The organism is Nocardioides nematodiphilus, assembly GCF_020216525.1.
In the GTDB taxonomy this organism is placed as follows: domain Bacteria; phylum Actinomycetota; class Actinomycetes; order Propionibacteriales; family Nocardioidaceae; genus Nocardioides; species Nocardioides nematodiphilus.
The window spans coordinates 89,789-111,635 of sequence record NZ_JAIWOY010000003.1 but is presented as its reverse complement, the minus strand read 5'-3'; the positions used below and the strand labels follow the sequence as shown (position 1 = coordinate 111,635).

The window sequence follows — 21,847 nt, the reverse complement described above, 5'->3', positions numbered from 1 at the left end:
TGCTGGCCTGCTCCGCGCGAGCGGGTGCGCGGACGCGCAGCGGCGGCATCCGGAGGCACTGACACGGCCGGCCCGCGCATCATCGTGACAGCACGTCTGTCACGATGGATCCATGACCGACACGACCCCGCTCAGCAGCACCGAGATCGACGCCTACCTCAGCGCCCTGCCCCATGGGATGGGCGGCCTCAACGAGAAGATGGGCGTCACGCTCACCGAGATCTCGGTCGAGCGCGTGGTCGCGACGATGCCCGTGGAGGGCAACACCCAGCCGTACGGCCTCCTGCACGGTGGCGCCTCGATCGCCCTGGCGGAGACGCTCGGCTCGGTGGGCTCCGGCCTGCACGCGCAGACACTCGGCAAGCTCGCGGTCGGCGTGGACATCAACGCGACGCACCACCGCGCGGCGACAAGCGGGATCGTCACCGGCGTCGCGACGCCGGCCCACCTCGGCCGTACGTCCGCGACCTACGAGATCGTCATCACCGACGAGCGCGGCAAGCGGGTCTGCACCTCGCGGATCACCTGCGCGCTGATCGATCCCCAGCGCATCGGCTGATCGAACGGGCGGGTCAGGCGGCGCCGGTGCCCGCGCGCGGGTGCCGCATCGAGCGGCGAGCGGCCAGCACCTGACCGAGGTGGCCGCGGTTGGCCACCGCGCGCTGGCCGGCCGTGAGCCCGCTGGTGAGCTTGCCTCGCAGCACGGCGGTCGGGGCGACCCGCAGGGTGGCGTGGGCGCCGAACCCCATCCGGGCCAGGAAGCGGTTGCCGTCGCGCGACGTCGACGAGGCGGCGGTCATCACGTGGGCGACGCCGAGCTGATCGGCGAAGGTCACGGCCTCCTCCATCAGCGCGCGGCCGACGCCCTTGCGACGCGCCGAGGGAAGCACCTGCGGGGAGAGCACCTGCACGATCGGCTCGAGGTTGATCGGGCTCAGCGTGGTGACCTTGAGGAAGACCGCACCGACCGGGACGTCGTTGTACTCGGCGATGACGAGCCGTCGCTCCGGCGAGGCCGCGGCCTCCTTGATAACGATTTCAAGATCCGCGCACTGATCCTGTCGATCCGCACGTCGCAGACTCTCGTGCCAGAGCTCCACCAAGAACAGAGCGTCCGAGGCCGCAGCCTCCCGCAGCGTCACCAGTGAACGAGTCACTCCCACACTCCAACCATTGACGGTTCCCCTGAGTCGCACGCGGACCCTCCCCGGTCCGGATGCTCAAGGGCCGATCGTACGCGTCCGAACGGAGGCGAAACACTCTTGACTTCCGATCGTTACGGCCCTATCCACGCGAGTGCGGAATTTTCGCGGACGCGCCGTTACAGTCAGCCCATGATCAAGCGCACGATGCTCGGCGCCACCGCCGTAGCCGCCACTCTCATGCTCGCCGCGTGCGGCAGCTCGACGAACAACGCCACGGACAACGCCGGCTCGTCCACGGGCGCCGGTGCCAACCTCGACCTGGTCTCCTCCGGCACCCTGACCGTCTGCTCGGACGTGCCGTACGCGCCGTTCGAGGACTTCGACAAGACCTCGGCCAGCGGCTTCAAGGGCTTCGACATCGACATCGACTCCCAGCTGGCCACCGACCTCGGCCTCAAGCTGAAGGTCCTCGACGAGGACTTCGACGGCCTGCAGAGCGGTCTGACCCTCAACGCCGGCACCTGCGACCTGGTCTCCAGCGCTCTGACCATCACGGACGACCGCGCCAAGCACCTGTCGTTCACGGACGGCTACTACGACTCGGAGCAGTCGCTGCTCGTGCCGGCCGACTCCTCGATCGCCTCGATCGCGGACCTCGCCGGCAAGAAGGTCGGTGTCCAGAAGGGCACCACCGGCAAGGCCTACGCGACCGAGCACGCCAAGGGCGCCCAGGTGATCGACTTCCCGAGCGACGCCGAGATGTTCCTGGCGATCAAGGCCGGGCAGGTCGACGCCCTGCTCCAGGACCTCCCGGTCAACATCGAGCACCAGAAGACCGGTGACTTCAAGGTCGTCGAGAAGTACAGCACCGGCGAGTCGTACGGCCTCGCCGCCAAGCTCGGCAACGACAAGCTGGTCCAGGCCGTCAACCAGGACCTCGCCAAGATGAAGTCCGACGGCACGTACAAGAAGATCTACGACAAGTACTTCGCGACCAGCTGATCGCACGCGGTGTACGAAGAAGCCCCCGGCCGACCGGCCGGGGGCTTCTTCGTGTCTCTGGGTGGTGCGTCGGTGCGCCTCAGAGCACCTTGGAGAGGAATGCCTGGGTGCGCTCGTGCCGCGGGTTGGCGAGCACCTCGCGCGGGTCCCCCTCTTCCACGATGACTCCGCCGTCCATGAAGACCAGCTTGTCGCCGACCTCGCGGGCGAAGCCCATCTCATGGGTCACGACCATCATGGTCATGCCCTCGGCCGCGAGCTGCTTCATGATGTCCAGCACGTCACCGACGAGCTCGGGGTCGAGCGCGGAGGTGGGCTCGTCGAAGAGCATCATGTCGGGGTCCATCGACAGCGCCCGCGCGATCGCGACCCGCTGCTGCTGGCCGCCGCTGAGGTGCGCCGGGAAGGCGCCCTCCTTCTCGGACAGCCCGACCTTGGCGAGGTTGCGCCGGGCGACCTCGATCGCCTCGGCCTTGGAACGCTTCTTCACCGTGCGCTGAGCGATGCACAGGTTCTGCAGCACCGTCATGTGCGGGAAGAGGTTGAACTGCTGGAAGACCATCCCGATCCGGGTGCGCACCGAGTCGAGATCGGTCTCCGGGTCGGTGATGTCGATGCCCTCGACCAGGATCTGCCCCGACGTCGGCTCCTCGAGCCGGTTGACGCAGCGCAGCAGGGTCGACTTGCCCGATCCCGACGGGCCGACGACACAGACGACCTGTCCAGGGTCGACCTGGAAGTCGATGCCCTTGAGCACCTCGTTCTTGCCGAAGTACTTGTGCAGCTTGCTGACGTGGATGGCTGCGGTCATCGCACTCACCGGGCCCTCTGCTGGCGCTTCTCGAGCCACGCCACGAGGCGGGTCAGAGGAAGCGTGATGATCAGGTACAACAACGCCGCCTGGGCGAGGCTGGTCCCGGTTCCGGCGGTGCTCCCCGAGCTGAGGAAGTCACGGCTGACGTTGGTCAGCTCGCGCTGGCCGACGGCCGCGCCGACGATCGAGAGCAGCGAGGTGTCCTTGATCAGCAGCACGAACTCGTTGGTCAGCGGCGGGATGATGATCCGGAACGCCTGCGGGATGATGACGTGGACGTGCGTCGCGACCGGGCCCATGCCCAGCGAGCGGGCCGCCTCGGTCTGGCCCTTCGGCACCGCCTGGAGACCGGCTCGCAGCGTCTCGGCCATGTAGGCACCGGCGACCATGACCAGGCCGATCACACCGGCGCCGGCCGTACCGCCCGGAGCATGCCACTGGAACGCGATCGGCACGGCGAAGGCCATGAACAGGATCGTGATCAGCGCCGGCAGACCGCGGAAGAGCTCGATGTAGACCGTCGCGATCCAGCGGTAGACGAGCACGTCGGAGAGCTTCATCAGCGCCAGCAGCAGCGCGAGCGCCAAACCGAGCGCGAAGGAGATCACCGTGTAGATCGCGGTGTTCTTCACGCCCGTGAGGATCAGGTCGTGCCAGTTGTCGCCGAGGCCCGGCGTCCAGAAATTCCTATGGACGTTGCCCCAGTCGACGGAGACGGCGAGGAAGATGACCACCGCCGCCAGGACGGCGTACAGGCCGCCCTGGCGGAGGTATCGCTTGGTGGAGCGTCTCACGGTCAGACGTCTCCGCCGAGGTAGGCGGCCTTGACCGAGCCGTCGGCGGCGAGCTCGGTGCCCGTGCCGGAGCGGACGATCTCGCCCGTCTCCAGGATGTGGGCGGTGTCGGAGCGCTTGAGCGCCTGAGCGGCGTTCTGCTCGACCAGGAGCACGGTGGTGCCCTGGGCCTTGATCTCGTCGATGATCGAGAAGATCTGCGCGATCAGCTTGGGTGCCAGACCCATCGACGGCTCGTCGAGCAGCACCAGCTTGGGCCGCGCCATCAGCGCACGGCCCATCGCGACCATCTGCTGCTCGCCGCCCGACATGGTGCCGGCGACCTGCTTGGCCCGCTCCTCCAGACGAGGGAAGAGCGCGTAGACCCGGTCCAGGTCCTCCTTGTACGCAGGCGTCTTGGTGTCCGTGCGGACGAAGGCGCCCATGTCCAGGTTCTCCCGGACGGTCATGCCGGGGAAGACCCCGCGACCCTCGGGAGACTGGCTCAGGCCCAGCTTGACGCGCTCGTACGGCGGGAGGTTGGTGATGTCCTTGCCGTCGAAGATGATCTTGCCGGCCCGCACGGTACGCAGGCCGGAGATCGTTTTCAGGGTGGTGGTCTTGCCCGCGCCGTTTGCGCCGATCAAGGTGGTGATCGTGCCTCGCTCGACGCTGAACGAGATGTCACGGATCGCCTCGATGTGGCCATAGTTGACGCAGAGGCTTTCAACCTCAAGAAGCGGCATCGTCGTCCTCCTCGACACCCAGGTAGGCCGCGATGACCGCGGGGTTCTCTCGGACCTCGGCCGGCGTGCCCTCGGCGATCTTGCGACCGAACTCCAGGACCACGATCCGGTCGGTGACGCCCATGACCAGGCGCATGTCGTGCTCGATGAGGAGCACGGTGTAGCCGGCGTCGCGGACCTTGCGGATCAGCTCCATCAGCCGCTGCTTCTCGGCCGGATTGAAGCCGGCGGCCGGCTCGTCCAGGCACAGCAGCTTGGGCTCGGTCGCCATGGCACGCGCGATCTCCAGACGGCGCTGGTCGCCGTACGAGAGGTTGGACGCCAGCTCGTTCTCGTCGGCCCTGATGCCGACCAGGTCGAGCAGCTCACGCGCCCGGGCCTTGGCCGCGCTCTCGGTCCGGCGGTGCAGCGGCGTGCGGAACAGCGCGTTGAGGAAGCCGACCTTGCTGTTGGCGTCGGCGCCGACCATGACGTTCTCCAGGACCGTCATCGTCTTGAAGAGCCGGATGTTCTGGAACGTCCGGGCCATGCCGAGCTTGGTGATCTCGTACTTCTTCAGCTTGCCGAGGGGCGCGCCGTCCAGGCGGACCTCGCCCGACGTCGCCCGGTAGACGCCTGTCATCACGTTGAAGCAGGTCGTCTTGCCGGCGCCGTTGGGACCGATCAGCCCCAGGATCTCGCCGCGCTTGATGTCGAACGTCACCGAGTCGAGGGCCGTCAGGCCGCCGAACTTGATGGTGACGTCATCGACCTCGAGCAGTCTCTCGCCGGTCGCGCCGGTCGCCGTCGCTGCGGTGGTAGTGGTCTCAGACATGGGCGGGCCCCTCCTCGAGCTCCTCGATCTCCTCGGCGGCCGCCTTGGCGCGTCGTGCGCGTGTCGAGGGGAAGATCCCCTGCGGGCGCCAGATCGACAGCACCATCAGCGCGATGCCGAAGACCAGCAAACGGTAGTCGGCGAAGTCGCGGAAGCGCTCCGGCAGGTAGGCCACCAGCACGCCGCCCGCGATCGCGCCCCAGCGGTTGCCCGAGCCACCGACGATGACGGCGGCGACGAACAGCATGGAGAGCAGCAGCGGGAAGCTCTGCGGGCTGATGAAGCTGCCCTGGCTGCTGGCGTAGAGCGAGCCGGAGAGACCACCGATGGCAGCACCGAGTGCGAACGCGAGCAGCTTGTAGCGGAACGTCGGCACCCCCATCAGCTCGGCGGCGTCCTCGTCCTCGCGGGTTGCCTCCCACGCCCGGCCGACGCGGCTGGCCTTGACCAGCCGGTCGCCGATCAGTACGAGGATCAGCGCGGTCAGCACCAGCCAGTAGAACGGCGTGGCGTCGAGCGCACCGAAGACCAGGAAGTGGGTCTGGTGCAGCGGGGTGTGGTCGATCGAGGGGATCAGCCCGTTCCACTGCAGGCGCGGGATCGCGAAGAGACCGCCCGGGTCGAACGGTGGCGTGGGTGCCGGCCCGATGTTGTTCGGGTGCGGGATGTTCTTGATGCCACCCGCCGCGCCCAGCCAGTCGACGTTGGTGACGATGAGCCGGATGATCTCACCGAAGCCGAGCGTGACGATGGCGAGGTAGTCGCCGCGCACCCGCAGGGTCGGAGCGCCGAGGATGACGCCGGTGACCATGGAGACGGCGATCGCCAGTGGAAGGGCCAGGAAGAACGGCCAGTGCCAGTGCTGCGCGGTGAGCACACCGGTGGTGTAGGCACCGGTGGCGTAGAAGCCGACGTACCCGAGGTCGAGCAGGCCGGCGTAGCCGATCACGATGTTGAGTCCGAGCGCCACCAGGGCGAAGGCCGCCGAGGAGAACAGGACACCACCGAAGTCGATGCGGTCCGTCGTGATGATCGGCGGGCGCAGCAGCGGCAACGCGTAGAAGAAGACCGCGAACAGCACCACCCAGGCGAGCTTGGCTCCCTTGGGCTGGGCGTTGTAGCGGTCGACGACGGAGTCCCACCAGGCGCCGAAGCGGCGCACCGGGCCCGTCGATGCGGCGGAAGCGGTGTTGGTGCTCATGCGCGCGCCTTTCCGAGAGCCTCACCGAGGATGCCGGACGGACGGACGAGCAGGATCAGGATGAGCAGGACGAAGGAGACGACGTCCTTCCAGTCGCTGCCGAAGACGGCCGACCCCCAGTTCTCGACGACGCCAAGGATGAGGCCGCCGAGCAGCGCTCCCCGCAGGTTGCCGATGCCACCCATCACGGCGGCGGTGAAGGCCTTGACGCCGAACAGGAAGCCGATGTTGGGCCGGGTCGTCCCGATCTTGAGCATGTAGAGCATGGCCGCAGCGCCGGCCATGAGTCCGCCGACCAGGAAGGTCACCTGGATGACGCGGGTCGAGTTGACCCCCATCAGGGTGGCCGACTCGGGGTCCTGGGCGACCGCGCGGATGCCGCGGCCGAACTTCGTCTTGTCGACGAAGAAGACCAGGGCGACCATCATCAGCAGCGCCGCGACGATGATGACGACGTCGATGTCGCTGACGTGGTAGCCGCCGACGGTGAAGAAGGTGTGCGGCTTGATGTCGACCGGGTTGGCGTAGAGGTTGCGCGCGTTGCTCACGTAGTTGTCGAGCTTGCCGTCGAGGCCGACCCAGCCGGCGAAGCGGTCACGCAGACCCATCGCCTCTGAGAGGGCGAAGGAGGCGCCGATCGCGGAGATGAGACAGATCAGCTTCGGGGCTCCCTTCTTCAGCAGGGGGCGATACGCGACCCGCTCGAGTAGGAGCGCCACGGCTCCGGAGACGAGCATCGCCGCGACGAGCGAGACCAGCAGGATGGGAGCGGCCCTGCCCAGACCCCACTGGACCTGTTCGGTGCCGTGGAGGAGGACGAAGACCCAGGCCATCGCGTAGGTCCCGAACATGAAGACCTCGGAGTGGGCGAAGTTGATCAGCTGCAGGACGCCGTAGACCATCGTGTAGCCCAGCGCGATCAGCGCGTAGATCGCGCCATAGACGAGGCCGCCGGCGGTATAGGCGGTGAAGTCGTTGAATAGTACGTCGAAGTGCACGGCTCTTTCCTCAGTGTGCGGGGACGTGTCTGTGGCCGGAGCAGGATCCCCGCCCCGGCCACAGGATGTCAGAAGGTGTCGATCACGATCACTTGATCGCGGTCGGGTTCTCCTGGTCGAGCTGACCGTTCTTGACGGTGTAGACCCAGATCGTCGACTGCTTGATGTCGCCGTTCTGGTCGAAGGCGATCGGGCCGGAGACGCCATCACCGGTGTAGCTGCCGATGAAGCTGTTGATGTCCTGGTGGCTGGTCTTGCCGGCGTCGAGGGCCGCGAGGAAGATGTTCGCGGCGTCGTAGGCCTGGGTCGTGTACAGACCAGCGGCAGCACCGGTGGAGGCCTTGACCCGGCTGTTGAAGTCGGCCGGAGCCGGACCGGCCGGAGCCGTCAGCAGCGCGCCCTCAGCGGCCGCCGAGCCAGCGGCCTTGACGAACGCCGGGTCCTCGGCGCCGTCGCCCGACATGAAGGTGCCCTTGAAGCCGGCGTTGCGCAGCTGCTTCGCGAGCAGACCGGCCTCGGCGTAGTAGCCGCCGTAGTAGAACGCGTCAGCACCGGAGGCCTTGACCTGGGTGACGACGGCCGACATGTCGGTCTGGCCGACCTGGATCTGGTCCGAGCCGACGACCATCGAGCCGGCAGCAGTCTTGAACGCCTCGGCGAGACCCTTCGAGTAGTCCTGGGCGTCGTCGACGACGAAGACCTTCTTGGCGCCGACGGTCTCCTTGAGGTACTTCGCGGCGGCGGTCGCCTGGGCGCCGTTGTTGCCGATGACGCGGTGCCAGGTGGTCCAGCCCTGCTTGGTGAGACCGTCGTCGGTGGCCGACGGGGAGATCGACGGCATGCCGGCCTCGAAGAACGTCTTGCCGGTCGCGTTCGACTCACCCGAGAAGCCGGGGCCGACGAGGCCGGCGATGGAGGAGTCCTGGACGATCTGGGTCGCGAGAGCCGGAGCCTTGTCCGGGCTGCCCTGCGAGTCGAAGTCCTTGACGGTGACCTTGCAGTCGGCGTGCTTCTGGTTGTACTCGTCGACGGCGAGCTTCACGCCGTTGATCATGTTGACGCCGAGTGCGCCGGCGTCGCCGGTGAGCGCGCCCATGAAGGCGAGGCTGTAGTTGCCGCAGCCGCCCTTGCCGCCACCACCGCCGGCGGTGTTGTCGCTGGCGTTGTTGCCGCTGCTGCCGCAGGCGCTCAGGGCGAGCGCGGCGATGCCGGCGACCGCGAGCATGCGAGCGGTCTTCTTGGTTCCCATCATCGGGGTTTCCTCCACTGTTCACTGGGACGTGATCTGCCGAAATCTAACCCTGTCCGGGCCCTCGCGTGGGACATCCCACGGACACAGCCTCGGTTTCGACCCGATTCGTTACCGATACGCAACCTGAGAGGTCGTTTCAGCCCTCGGAACGTACTCCCCCGCCGGCGATCCCGACACCGTGCTCCACGATTCCGTCGGCGACCTGGCGCATCGAGAGCCGCAGATCCATGGCCGTCTTCTGGATCCAGCGGAACGACTCGGTCTCGCTCAGACCGAGCTCCTTCTGCAGCACGCCCTTGGCCCGATCGACCGCCTTGCGGGTCTCGAGCCGCTCGGTCAGCTCGCCCACCTCGGCCTCGAGCTGGGCGACCTCCTGGAAGCGGCTGACGGCCAGCTCGATCGCCGGCACCAGGTCGCTGGGGTTGAACGGCTTGACCAGGTACGCCATCGCGCCGGCGTCGCGAGCGCGCTCGACCAGGTCGCGCTGGGAGAAGGCGGTCAGCATCACGACCGGGGCGATCCGCTGGCGCGCGACCTGCTCGGCGGCGGCGATCCCGTCGAGGATCGGCATCTTCACGTCGAGGATCACCAGGTCGGGCCGCAGCTCCTCGGCCAGGCGCACCGCCTCGGCACCGTCGCCGGCCTCCCCCACCACGTCGTACCCCTCGTCGGTGAGCATCTCCTTGAGGTCCATCCGGATGAGGACCTCGTCCTCGGCGATGACGACGCGGCGCGGGGGTAGATCGGTCACCGCCACAGGCTAGTCGGTACGCCCGGAGTCAGCGTCCCCCGCGGCGCTCCGGTAGGTTTGCTCCGCGCCGCCCCGGTAGCCCAACGGCAGAGGCAGTGGTCTCAAACACCATCCAGTGTCGGTTCGAATCCGACCCGGGGCACCGATGCGAAGAGCCCGCCACCTCACGGTGGCGGGCTCTTCGGCGTGCGTGGGTCAGAACTTCCGGTACGCGGGCGAGACCTCGTTGATCGCGTCGCCCATCCGGTGGATGCGCAGGGCGTTGGTCGAGCCCGGCAGGCCGGCCGGAGCGCCGGCGATGATGACGATGAGCTCGCCCTCCTTGATGCGGCCGTCGGCGAGGAGCACCTCGTCGACCTGCCGCACCATCATGTCGGTGTGCTCGACCTCGTCGGTCAGGAAGGTCTCGATGCCCCAGCTGAGCGCGAGCCGGTTGCGCACGGGCGCGAACGGCGTGAAGGCGAGCAGCGGGATGGGGCCGCGCAGACGCGCGAGGCGGCGGGCCGAGTCGCCGGTGGTCGTGAAGGCGACGAGGTACTTGGCGCCGACGCGCTCGGCGACCTCCTCGGCGGCCTTGGCGATGACGCCCGAGCTGGTGTGCGGGTCCCAGTGGATCTGCGACAGGTGGCCCACCCCGCCTCCGGCGGCGAAGGCGTGACCCTCGGTGGCGGCGATGATCCGGGCCATCGTCTCGACGGTGTGGATCGGGAACTCGCCGACCGAGGTCTCGGCTGACAGCATCACGGCGTCGGCGCCGTCGAGGACGGCGTTGGCGACGTCGTTGGCCTCGGCGCGGGTCGGCTGCGGGTTGGTGATCATCGACTCGAGCATCTGGGTGGCGACGATGACCGGCTTGGCGTTGAGGCGGGCCTGCTCGACGATCCGCTTCTGCAGGAAGGGGACCTCCTCGAGGGGGCACTCGACGCCGAGGTCACCGCGGGCGACCATGAACATGTCGAAGGCCTCGATGACCTCGTCGAGGTTGTCGACGGCCTGCGGCTTCTCGATCTTGGCGATGATCGGGACGACACGGCCCTCCTCGCGCATGATCGCGCGGACGTCCTCGGCGTCCTTCGCGTCGCGCACGAAGCTCAGCGCGACCATGTCGACGCCGAGGTTGAGCGCGAAGCGCAGGTCGGAGATGTCCTTCTCGGACAGCGCCGGGACGGAGACGGCGACGCCGGGCAGGTTGATGCCCTTGCTGTTGCTGACCGGGCCGCCGATGACGACCTCGGTGACCACGTCGGTGTCGTTCTCGACGCCGGTCACGCGCAGGCGGACCTTGCCGTCGTCGATCAGGATCGGGTCGCCCACGTTCACGTCGCCGGGCAGGCCCTTGTACGTGGTGCCGCAGATGGTGGCGTCGCCGGCGACGTCGCGGGTGGTGATGGTCCAGGACTGGCCGCGCTCGAGGACGGCCTTGCCCTCGGCGAACTTCTCCAGGCGGATCTTCGGGCCCTGCAGGTCGGCGAAGATGCCGACGGCCTTGCCGGTCTTGTCCGAGGCGGCGCGCACCGCGTTGTAGCGCTCGGCGTGGTCGGCCTGACCTCCGTGGCTCATGTTGAGCCGCGCGATGTCCATGCCCGCGTGGATGAGCTCACTGAGCTTCTCCTCGCCGTCGACGGCCGGACCCAACGTACATACGATCTTCGCTCTGCGCACGGGTCCACCCTAACGTCTCTTGATCGTTCCAATGTGATCCGGGCCATGACTCACGAGTAACAAATGACAGAACAGGCGCTGTCCGTGCTCAGGGCACGAACAGCGCCTGTTCAGCGCGTTTCCGGCGGCGTCAGACCATCAGCGGACGGTCGGTCGGCTTGATCGGCGACGGGAGCGTCGTCGAGCCGGTGAGGTAGGCGTCCACCGCGGCGGCCGCCGAGCGGCCCTCGGCGATCGCCCAGACGATGAGCGACTGGCCGCGACCGGCGTCGCCGGCCACGTAGACGCCCTCGACCGAGGTCTGGAACGCCGCGCCGCGGGCGATGTTGCCGCGCGCGTCCAGCTCGACCCCGAGCTGCTCGACCACGCCGTTCTGCTCCGGGCCGGTGAAGCCCATCGCGAAGAGCACCAGGTCGGCGAGGATCTCGCGCTCGGTGCCCTCGACCTCGGTGAGCTTGCCGCCCTCGAAGACCACGTCGACGATCTTGAGCGCGCGGACGTTGCCGTTCTCGTCGCCCAGGAACTCCTTGGTGGAGACGCCGTACACCCGGTCACCGCCCTCCTCGTGGGCCGAGGAGACGCGGAAGATCATCGGGTACGTCGGCCACGGCTGCCCGTTCGGACGCGCGTCGGCGCGGCCGTTGGACTCCTCGGGACGCGGCATGATCTCCAGCTGGGTGATCGAGGTGGCGCCGTGCCGGATGGAGGTGCCGAGGCAGTCGGCGCCGGTGTCGCCGCCGCCGATGATGACGACGTGCTTGCCGTCGGCCCGGATCTGACCCTCGACGGTCTCTCCCAGCGCCTGGCGGTTGGCCTGCGGCAGGAACTCCATCGCCTGGTGGATGCCGTTGAGCTCGCGACCCGGGACCGGCAGGTCACGCGGGATCGTCGACCCGACGGCCAGGACGACGGCGTCGTAGCGCTCGCGCAGCTCCTGGCCGGTGATGGCGGTGCCCACGTCGACGCCGGCCCGGAAGACCGTGCCCTCGCGGCGCATCTGCTCGAGGCGCCGGTCGACGTGCTTCTTCTCCATCTTGAACTCGGGGATGCCGTAGCGCAGCAGGCCGCCGATCTTGTCGGCCCGCTCGTAGACCGCCACGGTGTGACCGGCGCGGGTGAGCTGCTGGGCGGCGGCGAGGCCCGCCGGGCCCGAGCCGATGACCGCGACGGTCTTGCCCGAGAGCCACTCCGGCGGCTGGGGCTTGACGTTGCGGTCGTCCCAGGCGCGATCGATGATCGAGACCTCGATGTTCTTGATCGTCACCGGGTCCTGGTTGATGCCCAGGACGCAGGCGGTCTCGCACGGGGCCGGACACAGGCGACCGGTGAACTCCGGGAAGTTGTTGGTCGCGTGCAGACGCTCGATGGCGCCGTCCCAGTCGTTGCGCCAGGTCAGGTCGTTCCACTCGGGGATGATGTTGCCGAGCGGACAGCCCTGGTGGCAGAACGGGATGCCGCAGTCCATGCAGCGGCTGGCCTGGACGTTGATGATCGGGAGCAGCGCCTTGCCGATGCTGTCCGGATACACCTCGTTCCAGTCGCCGATCCGCTCGTCGACGGGGCGACGGGTCGCACCCTCGCGGCCGTTCTTCAGGAACCCCTTCGGGTCAGCCATGGAGCACCTCCATAATCCGGGCCGCGGCCTCGTCCTCGGAGAGGCCCTCCTCGAGGGCCTCCTCCTGGGCCTCGAGGACCCGCTTGTAGTCGCTGGGCATGATCCGGGTGAACCGGGCCAGAGCAGCCGGCCAGTCGGCGAGCAGCGCGGCCGCCACCTCGGACTCGGTCTCCTCGTGGTGGGTGCGGACGATCTGCTCGAGCTCGTCGGCGAACCTGCCCTCGACCGCGCCCAGCTCGACCAGCTCGGGGTTGACCCGCTGCTTCTTGAAGTCGAGCACGTACGCGACACCACCCGACATGCCGGCCGCGAAGTTGCGGCCCGTCGGGCCGAGGACGACGACGCGTCCACCGGTCATGTACTCACAGCCGTGGTCGCCCACGCCCTCGGTGACGACGGTGGCACCGGAGTTGCGCACGCAGCAGCGCTCGCCGACACCGCCGCGCAGGAAGATCTGCCCGGAGGTGGCGCCGTACGCGATGGTGTTGCCGGCGATGATCTGGCCGTCGGCCGCGAACGGCGCCGAGCGGTCGGGTCGCACCACGATGCGGCCGCCGGAGAGGCCCTTGCCGACGTAGTCGTTGGCGTCGCCCTCGAGGCGCAGCGTGACACCGCGCGGCACGAACGCGCCGAACGACTGGCCCGCCGAGCCGGTGAAGGTGATGTCGATCGTGCCGTCCGGCAGACCGGCCCCCTTGTAGCGCTTGGTCACCTCGTGACCGAGCAGCGTGCCGACCGTGCGGTTGACGTTCTTGATCTCGAGCTGGGCGCGGACCGGGTCACCGCTCTCGAGCGCCGGCTGGGCCAGCGGGACGAGGGTGGTGAAGTCGAGCGAGCGCTCGATGCCGTGATCCTGCGTCGTGGTGTGACGCAGGTCCTGGTCGGCGAACTGCTCGGGCGAGGTGACGACGTGGAAGATCGGCGCCAGGTCGAGACCGGCCGCCTTCCAGTGGTCGATCGCGTCGCGGGTGTCGAGCATGCCGGCCTGGCCGATCGCCTCCTCGATGGATCGGAAGCCGAGCTCGGCGAGGATCTCGCGGACCTCTTCGGCGATGTACCGGAAGAAGTTCACGACGTACTCGGCCTTGCCGGAGAACCGCTCGCGCAGCACCGGGTTCTGCGTCGCGACGCCCACCGGGCAGGTGTCGAGGTGGCAGACCCGCATCAGGATGCACCCGGAGACCACCAGCGGAGCGGTGGCGAAGCCGAACTCCTCGGCGCCGAGCAGCGCCGCGATGACGACGTCGCGACCGGTCTTGAGCTGACCGTCGGCCTGGACCACGATGCGGTCGCGCAGGCCGTTGAGCAGCAGGGTCTGCTGGGCCTCGGCGAGGCCGAGCTCCCAGGGGCCGCCGGCGTGCTTGAGCGAGGTGAGCGGCGAGGCGCCCGTACCACCGTCGTGACCCGAGATGAGGACGACGTCGGCGTGCGCCTTGGAGACACCCGCCGCAACCGTGCCCACACCGACCTCGGAGACCAGCTTCACGTGGACGCGGGCCGCCGGGTTGGCGTTCTTGAGGTCGTGGATCAGCTGAGCCAGGTCCTCGATCGAGTAGATGTCGTGGTGCGGCGGCGGGCTGATCAGGCCCACGCCCGGCGTCGAGTGACGCGTCTTGGCGACCCACGGGTAGACCTTGTGGCCGGGGAGCTGGCCGCCCTCGCCGGGCTTCGCGCCCTGCGCCATCTTGATCTGGATGTCGTCGGCGTTGGTCAGGTACTCCGACGTGACGCCGAAGCGACCCGATGCGACCTGCTTGATCGCCGAGCGGCGGGCCGGGTCGTGCAGACGCTCCGGGTCCTCGCCACCCTCGCCGGTGTTCGACTTGGCGCCGAGCATGTTCATCGCGATCGCGAGGGTCTCGTGCGCCTCCTGCGAGATGGAGCCGTACGACATCGCGCCGGTGCTGAAGCGCTTGACGATGTCCTCGACGGGCTCGACCTCGTCGATCGAGATCGGCGCACGACCGGTGGCACCCGCGTCCTTGAACTTGAACAGGCCCCGCAGCGTCATCAGGCGCTCGGACTGCTCGTTCACGCGCTGCGTGTACTGCTGGAAGATGTCGTAGCGACCCTCGCGGGTGGCGTGCTGGAGCCGGAAGACCGTCTCCGGGTCGAAGAGGTGCGGCTCGCCCTCACGACGCCACTGGTACTCGCCACCGATCGACAGCTCGCGGTGAGCGGCCGCGACACCGTCGCGGGGGTAGGCGGTCGCGTGACGCTGGGCGACCTCCTCGGCGATGACGTCGAGCTCGATGCCGCCGAGCTTCGAGGTGGTGCCGGTGAAGTACGTGTCGACGACGGCCTGCGAGAGACCGACGGCCTCGAAGATCTGCGCGCCGGTGTATGAGGCCAGCGTGCTGACGCCCATCTTCGACATGACCTTCAAGACACCCTTGCCGAGGGCCTTGATGAGGTTCTGGACGGCCTTCTCGGGGTCGTTCTTGACGAAGAAGCCCTCGAACGCGAGGTCCTCGACCGACTCCATGGCCAGGTACGGGTTGACCGCGGCCGCGCCGTAGCCGATCAGGGTCGCGACGTGGTGCACCTCGCGGACGTCGCCCGCCTCGACCAGCAGGCCGACCTGCGTTCGGGTCTTCTCCCGCACCAGGTGATGGTGGACCGCGCCGGTGAGCAGCAGCGACGGGATCGGGGCCAGGTCGGCCGTCGAGTGCCGGTCGGAGAGCACGATGATGCGCGCGCCGTCGGCGATGGCGGCGCTGACCTCGCCACAGATCTCCTCGAGGCGGGCAGCCATCGCGGCACCGCCGCCGTGCACGTCGTACAGGCCGCGCACCACGTGGGTGATGAAGCCGGGCATGTCGCCGTCACGGTTGATGTGGCGGATCTTCGCCAGGTCGTCGTTGGACAGGACCGGGAAGGGCAGCACGACCTGGCGGCACGAGGCGGGGCTCGGCTCGAGCAGGTTGGCCTCCGGGCCGATGGTGCTGGCCAGGCTGGTTACCAGCTCCTCGCGGATGGCATCCAGCGGCGGGTTCGTGACCTGGGCGAAGAGCTGCACGAAGTAGTCGAACAGCAGACGCGGCTTGGCCGAGAGCGCCGCGATCGGGCTGTCGGTGCCCATCGAGCCGAGCGGCTCACCGCCGGAGTTGGCCATCGGCGCCAGGATGACGCGCAGCTCCTCCTCGGTGTAGCCGAAGACCTGCTGGCGACGGGTCACCGAGGCGTGGGTGTGCACGACGTGCTCACGCTCGGGGATGTCGGCGAGGTTGATCTGGCCGGCGTGCAGCCACTCCTCGTACGGGTGCTCGGACGCGAGCGCGTCCTTGATCTCGTCGTCCTCGATGATGCGGTGCTGCTCGGTGTCGACGAGGAACATCTTGCCGGGCTGCATGCGGCCCTTGCGGATGACGTTCTTCGGCTCGATGTCGTGCAGGACGCCGGCCTCGGATGCGTAGATGACCAGGCCGTCCTCGGTCACCCAGTAGCGGCCCGGGCGCAGACCGTTGCGGTCGAGCACGGCGCCGACCTGGGTGCCGTCGGTGAAGACGACGTTGGCCGGGCCGTCCCACGCCTCCATCAGCTTGGCGTGGAACTCGTAGAACGCCTTGCGCTTGGGATCCATCTCGGTGTGGTTCTCCCACGCCTCGGGGATCATCATCAGCACCGAGTGCGGCAGGCTGCGGCCGCCGAGGTGGAGCAGCTCGAGGACCTCGTCGAAGGAGGCCGAGTCGCTCGCGCCGGGCGTGCAGATGGGGTAGATCCGCTCGAGGTCGCCGGGGATGACGTCGGAGGCCAGGAGCGCCTCACGGGCGCGCATCCAGTTCCGGTTGCCCATCACGGTGTTGATCTCACCGTTGTGCGCGATGTAGCGGAACGGGTGGCTCAGCGGCCAGCTCGGGAACGTGTTCGTCGAGAACCGGGAGTGCACGACGGCGATGGCCGAGGCCATCCGCGGGTCGCGCAGGTCCGGGAAGACGTCGCCCAGCTGGTGGGTGGTGAGCATGCCCTTGTAGACCAGGGTCTTCGAGGACAGCGACGGGAAGTACGCGTCGGTCTCGCTCTCGGCGCGCTTGCGCAGCACGAAGGCGAGGCGCTCCAGCGCCATGCCCGTCACGCGGCCGCCGGCGGCCTTGACGAAGAGCTGGCTGAAGGTCGGCATCACCGCGAGCGCGGTGGCGCCGAGGCTCTCCGGGTTGACCGGGACCTCGCGCCATCCGAGGACCTCGAGGCCCTCCTCGGCGGCGATCTTCTCGATCGTCTCCCGGTCGGCCGCCACGTTGGCCTCGTCACCCGGGAGGAAGGCGGTGCCGACCGCGTAGGTGCCGGCGGCCGGGAGCGCGATGCCCTGCTCGGCCGTCACGGCGCGCAGGAAGGCGTCCGGGACCTGGATCAGGATGCCGGCGCCATCGCCGGAGTTGACCTCGGCGCCAGCGGCACCGCGGTGGTCGAGGTTCACCAGGGCGGTGATGCCCTGCTCGACGATGCGGTGAGTGGCCTCACCGCTCAGGGTCGCGACGAAGGCGACGCCACAGGCGTCCTTCTCGAACCGCGGGTCGTACAGCCCTTGCGGGGCGGGGAATGAGTGCTGGTAGGGCACCGTTCTCTCCCGTCGTTGTCGGGGCGCCACACACGCCTCCGCAGGCCTCGCCGAAGAGAGGTCAGACGGGTACGCGCGCCGGAAGTCGGCATGTGGCAGTGCGAAGCAGGGGACGACATTGGCCCGCGCGTTGGACGAACGCTATCACGCCCGTCTCCTCCTCAGAGAGCCGCGGGCTCGCGATCGCCGCGGTAGACGCTCTGCTCGACGCCCGGCCGGGCACGCAGGGACCACACGAAGTACGCGGCCGCGAGCACGAACAGGATGATCGACATCCAGTCGGCCCAGCGCAGCCCGAGCACGTCGTTGAGCTCGATGGTGTCGATCCGGAGCTGCTCGATCCAGAACCGGCCGAAGCAGTAGACCATCACGTAGAGCGCGGCGGCACGGCCGTGGCCGAGGGCGTGCGGGCCGTTCTTGAGACGGCGCTCGACCCAGAGGATCGCGAAGAAGCCGAGCACGCACCACAGCGACTCGTAGAGGAACGTCGGGTGGAAGGTGGTGCCGGCCGGGAACTGGTCGGGTCCCTGCGGGAAGTTGGCCGGCTCGATCCGCAGACCCCACGGCAGGTCGGTGGGCTTGCCGTACAGCTCCTGGTTGAACCAGTTGCCCCAGCGGCCCGCCGCCTGGGCGAGCAGGCAGGTCGGCAGGGCGACGTCGAGCAGGGGCGCGACCTTGATCCCCATCCGGCGGGCTCCGATGATGCCGCCGACCGCGCCGAGGGCGATGGCGCCCCAGATGCCGAGTCCTCCGCGCCAGACGTACAGCGCCTCGATCGGGTGCCGGCCCTCCCCGAAGTAGAGGCGGTGGTCGGTGAGGACGTGGTAGAGCCGGCCGCCGACGACGCCGAACGGGACCGCCCACAGGGCGATGTCCTGGATCCGGCCCGGCTCGCCGCCGCGGGCCTTCCAGCGCCGCTCGGAGATCCAGACGGCGATGACGATGCCGGCGATGATGCACAGCGCGTAGCCGCGGATCGGGAGCGGTCCGAGGTGGACCACACCGCGGCTGGGGCTGGGGATCGATAGCGGAAGCATCGCCACGCCTTTCAGGAGGCCTGCTTCAGCAGGCTGCGGATGTCGGAGGCGTACTGGGCCGACGAGGTGTCCATGGTCCACAGCACCCGGGAGCGGTCGTCCGAGCCGATCGCGGTGACCTGGGTGGAGTGGGTGTTGAGGTCGTACCCGCCGCTGGCGAGCTTCTGGCCCTGCGCGACGTAGACGGCCAGCGGCTTGCCGATCGCGGCGATCGTGTCGAGATCGCCGGTCAGCCCCTCGAACGCCGGGTTGTAGTGGTCGAGGTAGTGCCGCAGCACGGTCGGGGTGTCACGGCTCGGGTCCGTCGTGATGAAGACGACCTGCACCTCGGACCGCTCGTGGTCGCTCAGCCGCGTCATCGCGCTGGCCAGGGCGTTCATCACCTGTCCGCAGATGTCGGGGCAGTGGGTGTAGCCGAAGAACACCAGGGTGAGCGGCTTGCCGGTGTCGCTGACCAGCGAGAACGGCTTGCCCTCGGTATCGGTCAGCTTGTCCGTCGGCACCGTGTAGGCGTCGTGGGTGATGCCGTAGAACTTCGCCGGGGCGGAGCTGCCACCGCAGGCGCTGAGGAGCAGCGCGACCACGGCGAGGGTCGCTGCGAGGACGCGCTTAGGCACGCCGGACTCCTGCGGCCAGCTCCTCGGTGAGGGTGCTCAGCGCCTTGAGGTAGGCGGCCTTGTCGCCCTGGTTCTCCAAGATGGCCCGCACGAACGCGCTGCCGACGATGACGCCGTCGGAGTGCGCGGCGATCGCTGCGGCCTGATCGCCGGTGCTGACGCCGACGCCGACGCCGACCGGGAGCCCGGCCGGGGCGAGCGCCTTCGTCCGGGTCACGAGGGGTCCGACGACGTCGGTGGTGGCCTGCTTGCCGCCGGTGACGCCCATGACCCCGGTGGCGTAGACGAAGCCGCGACAGGCGGCCGTGGTCATCGCGATCCGCTCGTCGGTGCTCGACGGGGCGACGAGGAAGACCTTGTCGAGGTCGTGCGCATCGGCGGCCGCGATCCAGGCCTGGCCGTAGTCGGGAGTGATGTCCGGCGTGATCAGCCCGGCTCCTCCGGCGCTCTTGAGATCGGCGGCGAACCGGTCGACGCCGTACTTCTCGACCGGGTTCCAGTAGGTCATCACGAGCGTCGGCACGCCGGTGGCGGCGACCGCCTCGACCGTACGGAGGACGTCCCGGGTGCGGACGCCGCGCTCAAGGGCCTGCTGGGCGGCGGCCTGGATGGTCGGGCCGTCCATCACCGGGTCGCTGTAGGGCAGACCGATCTCGATGACGTCGCACCCGGCCGCGACCATCGTCCGGATCGCCTCGATCGAGCCGTCGACGTCGGGGAAGCCGGCCGGCAGGTAGCCGACGAGGGCCGCGCGGCCCTCGGCCTTCGCGGTCGCGAAGGCGGAGCTGGTCGTGGTCACTTGCTCACGTCTCCGGTCTCGTCGTCGGGGTCGCCGAGCTTGAACCACTCCATCGCGGTGCCCATGTCCTTGTCGCCGCGGCCGGACAGGTTGACCAGCAAGGTGGCGTCGGGGCCGAGCTCCTCGCGGAGCGTGGGCGCGATCCGCATCGCGCCGGCGAGGGCGTGGGCGGACTCGATGGCCGGGATGATGCCCTCGGTGCGGGCGAGCAGCGCCATCGCGTCCATCGCCTCGACGTCGGTGACGGGCTCGTACGTGGCGCGACCGGCCTTGGCCAGCCACGCGTGCTGCGGGCCGACGCCCGGGTAGTCGAGCCCGGCGGAGATGGAATGGGACTCGATGGTCTGGCCGTCCTCGTCCTGGAGGACGTAGGTGCGGGCCCCGTGCAGGACGCCCTGGTCGGCGGCGACGATGGTGGCCGCGTGACGGCCGGTCTCGAAGCCGTCACCGCCGGCCTCGAAGCCGTAGATCCGCACCGACGGGTCCTCGAGGAACGCGGTGAACAGGCCGATGGCGTTGGAGCCGCCGCCGATGCAGGCCGCGATCGCGTCGGGGAGCCGGCCGTACTGCTGCAGGCACTGCTCGCGGGCCTCGTCGCCGATGCCACGGGTCAGGTCGCGCACCAGCGTCGGGAACGGGTGCGGGCCGGCGGCGGTGCCGAAGAGGTACGCGGTGTGCTCGACGCTGGAGACCCAGTCGCGCAGGGCCTCGTTGATGGCGTCCTTGAGGGTGGCGCTTCCGGAGTCGACGGCGATCACCTCGGCGCCGAGCAGGCGCATCCGGGCGACGTTGAGGGCCTGGCGCTCGGTGTCGACCTTGCCCATGTAGACGGTGCAGTCAAGCCCGAAGTACGCCGCGGCGGTGGCGCTGGCGACCCCGTGCTGGCCGGCACCGGTCTCGGCGATGACACGGGTCTTGCCCATCCGCTTGGTGAGCAGGGCCTGACCCAGCACGTTGCGGATCTTGTGGGCGCCGGTGTGGTTGAGGTCCTCGCGCTTGAGCAGGATCCGGATGCCGGCCTGCTCGGAGAGGCGCTTGGCCTCGTACAGGGGGCTCGGGAGGTTGGCGTAGTCGCGCAGGATCGCGTCGAACTCGGCCACGAACTCCGGGTCGGCCTTGGCGCCCTTCCAGGCGGCGTCGAGCTCGTCGAGGGCCTTCATCAGCGCCTCGGGCATGAACTTGCCGCCGAAGCCCTCGACCGGGCCGCCGAACCAGCCCTGCGCGTCGGCGTCGAAGCTGGTGGTCTCGTTGAGGTGGGTCGTCATCGTCGGACGCCTTCCTGGGCGGTGAGGCCGGTCATGCCACGGACGGCTGCCTCGGGGTCGCCGTCCTTGACCAGCGCCTCGCCGACGAGCACCGCGCGGGCGCCCTCGTCGACATAGCGCTGGACGTCGGCGGCGGAGAAGATGCCGGACTCGGCCACCGTGACCCGGTCGGCCGGGATGAGGGGCGCGAGTCTGCCGAACATGTCGGCGTGGATCTCGAGCGTCTTGAGGTTGCGCGCGTTGACGCCGATCAGCTCGGCCCCGAGCGCGACTGCGCGTGCGGTCTCCTCCTCGTCGTGCACCTCGACGAGCGGGGTCAGCCCGAGCTCGCGGGCGTACTCGTAGAGGCGGGTGAGGTCGTCGCCGAGGAGGGCGGAGCACATTAGGAGCGCGAGGTCGGCGCCGGCGGCTCGGGCCTCGAGCAGCTGGTACTCCTCGACGATGAAGTCCTTGCGCAGGATCGGGGTGTCGACGACGGCCCGGACGGCACGCAGGTCATCGAGCGAGCCCCCGAAGCGGCGCTGCTCGGTGAGCACCGAGATCGCGGCCGCTCCCCCACGCTCGTAGGCGGCGGCGAGGGCCGTCGGGTCCGGGATGTCGGCGAGATGGCCCTTGCTGGGGCTCTTGCGCTTGACCTCGGAGATCACGCTGCTGCCGGCACCGCGCAGGTGCGGCATCGGGTCGCGCGGCGCGTCGACGTCGGCGAGCGCTGCCCTGAGGTCGGCGACGCTGACCTGCGACTGCCGGGCGGCGAGGTCCTCTCGTACGCCCGAGATGATGTCGTCGAGAACCGACATC

The 21,847-nt window shown here is 69.0% G+C and carries 19 protein-coding genes and 1 tRNA gene; 3 read left to right on the top strand and 17 right to left on the bottom strand.

The window, feature by feature from the left end; all coding sequences use genetic code 11:
- Positions 1-112 precede the first annotated feature (112 nt).
- The gene (locus KSO98_RS06565) at positions 113-559 is read left to right on the top strand and encodes a hotdog fold thioesterase (RefSeq protein ID WP_225284287.1); all 447 of its coding nucleotides are present in this window, start codon (positions 113-115) and stop codon (positions 557-559) included.
- Positions 560-572: 13 nt separating this feature from the next.
- Here KSO98_RS06565 and KSO98_RS06560 read toward each other — a convergent pair whose 3' ends face one another.
- Positions 573-1,157 carry a GNAT family N-acetyltransferase gene (locus KSO98_RS06560; protein ID WP_225284286.1) on the bottom strand — a complete coding sequence of 195 codons (585 nt, stop codon included), beginning with the start codon at positions 1,155-1,157 and terminating at the stop codon, positions 573-575.
- 177 nt (positions 1,158-1,334) lie between these two features.
- On the opposite strand from KSO98_RS06560, the gene KSO98_RS06555 reads away from it, so the two are divergent.
- Positions 1,335-2,147, top strand: a complete 813-nt coding sequence (locus tag KSO98_RS06555) for an ABC transporter substrate-binding protein (protein ID WP_225284285.1) — start codon at positions 1,335-1,337, stop codon at positions 2,145-2,147.
- Between the two features lie 79 nt (positions 2,148-2,226).
- Here the strand turns inward: KSO98_RS06555 and KSO98_RS06550 are convergent, their stop codons facing one another.
- From KSO98_RS06550 to KSO98_RS06515, 8 genes are all read right to left on the bottom strand, one after another.
- The gene (locus KSO98_RS06550) at positions 2,227-2,958 is read right to left on the bottom strand and encodes an amino acid ABC transporter ATP-binding protein (RefSeq protein WP_225284284.1); all 732 of its coding nucleotides are present in this window, start codon (positions 2,956-2,958) and stop codon (positions 2,227-2,229) included.
- Positions 2,959-2,963: 5 nt separating this feature from the next.
- Positions 2,964-3,755 (bottom strand): amino acid ABC transporter permease, encoded by a 792-nt coding sequence (locus KSO98_RS06545; RefSeq protein WP_225284283.1) that lies wholly within the window; start codon positions 3,753-3,755, stop codon positions 2,964-2,966.
- A 2-nt stretch (positions 3,756-3,757) separates the two neighbouring features.
- Positions 3,758-4,480: an ABC transporter ATP-binding protein gene (locus tag KSO98_RS06540; protein WP_225284282.1), complete on the bottom strand. Its 723-nt coding sequence runs from the start codon at positions 4,478-4,480 to the stop codon at positions 3,758-3,760.
- Positions 4,467-5,294, bottom strand: a complete 828-nt coding sequence (locus KSO98_RS06535; protein WP_225284280.1) for an ABC transporter ATP-binding protein — start codon at positions 5,292-5,294, stop codon at positions 4,467-4,469. Before KSO98_RS06535 ends, KSO98_RS06540 begins: the two co-directional genes overlap by 14 nt.
- The gene (locus KSO98_RS06530; protein WP_225284278.1) at positions 5,287-6,495 is read right to left on the bottom strand and encodes a branched-chain amino acid ABC transporter permease; all 1,209 of its coding nucleotides are present in this window, start codon (positions 6,493-6,495) and stop codon (positions 5,287-5,289) included. The genes KSO98_RS06535 and KSO98_RS06530 overlap by 8 nt, the downstream gene beginning before the upstream one ends.
- A complete protein-coding gene (locus KSO98_RS06525) occupies positions 6,492-7,493 on the bottom strand; it encodes a branched-chain amino acid ABC transporter permease (protein WP_225284275.1) in 1,002 nt (333 codons plus the stop codon). Before KSO98_RS06525 ends, KSO98_RS06530 begins: the two co-directional genes overlap by 4 nt.
- 88 nt (positions 7,494-7,581) lie before the next feature.
- Entirely contained in the window at positions 7,582-8,745 is a 1,164-nt protein-coding gene (locus KSO98_RS06520; RefSeq protein ID WP_225284273.1) for a branched-chain amino acid ABC transporter substrate-binding protein, read from the bottom strand.
- A 136-nt stretch (positions 8,746-8,881) separates the two neighbouring features.
- On the bottom strand, positions 8,882-9,496 hold the full coding sequence (locus KSO98_RS06515) for an ANTAR domain-containing response regulator (protein ID WP_225284272.1): 615 nt from the start codon (positions 9,494-9,496) through the stop codon (positions 8,882-8,884).
- Positions 9,497-9,565: 69 nt separating this feature from the next.
- On the opposite strand from KSO98_RS06515, the gene KSO98_RS06510 reads away from it, so the two are divergent.
- A tRNA-Leu gene (locus tag KSO98_RS06510) sits at positions 9,566-9,638 on the top strand.
- A gap of 53 nt (positions 9,639-9,691) precedes the next feature.
- On the opposite strand, the gene pyk is transcribed toward KSO98_RS06510, so the two are convergent.
- From pyk to trpC, 8 genes are all read right to left on the bottom strand, one after another.
- Positions 9,692-11,158, bottom strand: coding sequence for a pyruvate kinase (pyk, locus tag KSO98_RS06505; RefSeq protein ID WP_225284271.1), 1,467 nt, complete (start codon positions 11,156-11,158; stop codon positions 9,692-9,694).
- Between the two features lie 130 nt (positions 11,159-11,288).
- A complete protein-coding gene (locus KSO98_RS06500) occupies positions 11,289-12,773 on the bottom strand; it encodes a glutamate synthase subunit beta (protein ID WP_225284270.1) in 1,485 nt (494 codons plus the stop codon).
- On the bottom strand, positions 12,766-17,331 hold the full coding sequence (gene gltB / locus KSO98_RS06495) for a glutamate synthase large subunit (RefSeq protein WP_225284269.1): 4,566 nt from the start codon (positions 17,329-17,331) through the stop codon (positions 12,766-12,768). The genes KSO98_RS06500 and gltB overlap by 8 nt, the downstream gene beginning before the upstream one ends.
- A gap of 161 nt (positions 17,332-17,492) precedes the next feature.
- The gene (lgt, locus tag KSO98_RS06490) at positions 17,493-18,368 is read right to left on the bottom strand and encodes a prolipoprotein diacylglyceryl transferase (protein WP_225284268.1); all 876 of its coding nucleotides are present in this window, start codon (positions 18,366-18,368) and stop codon (positions 17,493-17,495) included.
- Positions 18,369-18,379: 11 nt separating this feature from the next.
- Positions 18,380-18,985 carry an SCO family protein gene (locus KSO98_RS06485; protein WP_225284267.1) on the bottom strand — a complete coding sequence of 202 codons (606 nt, stop codon included), beginning with the start codon at positions 18,983-18,985 and terminating at the stop codon, positions 18,380-18,382.
- Positions 18,978-19,784, bottom strand: a complete 807-nt coding sequence (gene trpA / locus KSO98_RS06480) for a tryptophan synthase subunit alpha (protein WP_225284266.1) — start codon at positions 19,782-19,784, stop codon at positions 18,978-18,980. Before trpA ends, KSO98_RS06485 begins: the two co-directional genes overlap by 8 nt.
- On the bottom strand, positions 19,781-21,049 hold the full coding sequence (gene trpB, locus KSO98_RS06475) for a tryptophan synthase subunit beta (RefSeq protein ID WP_225284265.1): 1,269 nt from the start codon (positions 21,047-21,049) through the stop codon (positions 19,781-19,783). Before trpB ends, trpA begins: the two co-directional genes overlap by 4 nt.
- A complete protein-coding gene (gene trpC / locus KSO98_RS06470; RefSeq protein ID WP_225284263.1) occupies positions 21,046-21,846 on the bottom strand; it encodes an indole-3-glycerol phosphate synthase TrpC in 801 nt (266 codons plus the stop codon). Before trpC ends, trpB begins: the two co-directional genes overlap by 4 nt.
- Between the last annotated feature and the right edge of the window lies 1 nt (position 21,847).

Excerpts from the sequence above, each read along its gene's own strand:
- KSO98_RS06565 (WP_225284287.1), top strand. The coding sequence starts at position 113 with ATGACCGACACGACCCCGCTCAGCAGCACCGAGATCGACGCCTACCTC.
- KSO98_RS06555 (WP_225284285.1), top strand. The coding sequence starts at position 1,335 with ATGATCAAGCGCACGATGCTCGGCGCCACCGCCGTAGCCGCCACTCTC.
- KSO98_RS06550 (WP_225284284.1), bottom strand. The coding sequence starts at position 2,958 with ATGACCGCAGCCATCCACGTCAGCAAGCTGCACAAGTACTTCGGCAAG.
- KSO98_RS06540 (WP_225284282.1), bottom strand. The coding sequence starts at position 4,480 with ATGCCGCTTCTTGAGGTTGAAAGCCTCTGCGTCAACTATGGCCACATC.
- KSO98_RS06535 (WP_225284280.1), bottom strand. The coding sequence starts at position 5,294 with ATGTCTGAGACCACTACCACCGCAGCGACGGCGACCGGCGCGACCGGC.
- KSO98_RS06530 (WP_225284278.1), bottom strand. The coding sequence starts at position 6,495 with ATGAGCACCAACACCGCTTCCGCCGCATCGACGGGCCCGGTGCGCCGC.
- KSO98_RS06520 (WP_225284273.1), bottom strand. The coding sequence starts at position 8,745 with ATGATGGGAACCAAGAAGACCGCTCGCATGCTCGCGGTCGCCGGCATC.
- KSO98_RS06500 (WP_225284270.1), bottom strand. The coding sequence starts at position 12,773 with ATGGCTGACCCGAAGGGGTTCCTGAAGAACGGCCGCGAGGGTGCGACC.
- lgt (WP_225284268.1), bottom strand. The coding sequence starts at position 18,368 with ATGCTTCCGCTATCGATCCCCAGCCCCAGCCGCGGTGTGGTCCACCTC.
- trpB (WP_225284265.1), bottom strand. The coding sequence starts at position 21,049 with ATGACGACCCACCTCAACGAGACCACCAGCTTCGACGCCGACGCGCAG.
- trpC (WP_225284263.1), bottom strand. The coding sequence starts at position 21,846 with ATGTCGGTTCTCGACGACATCATCTCGGGCGTACGAGAGGACCTCGCC.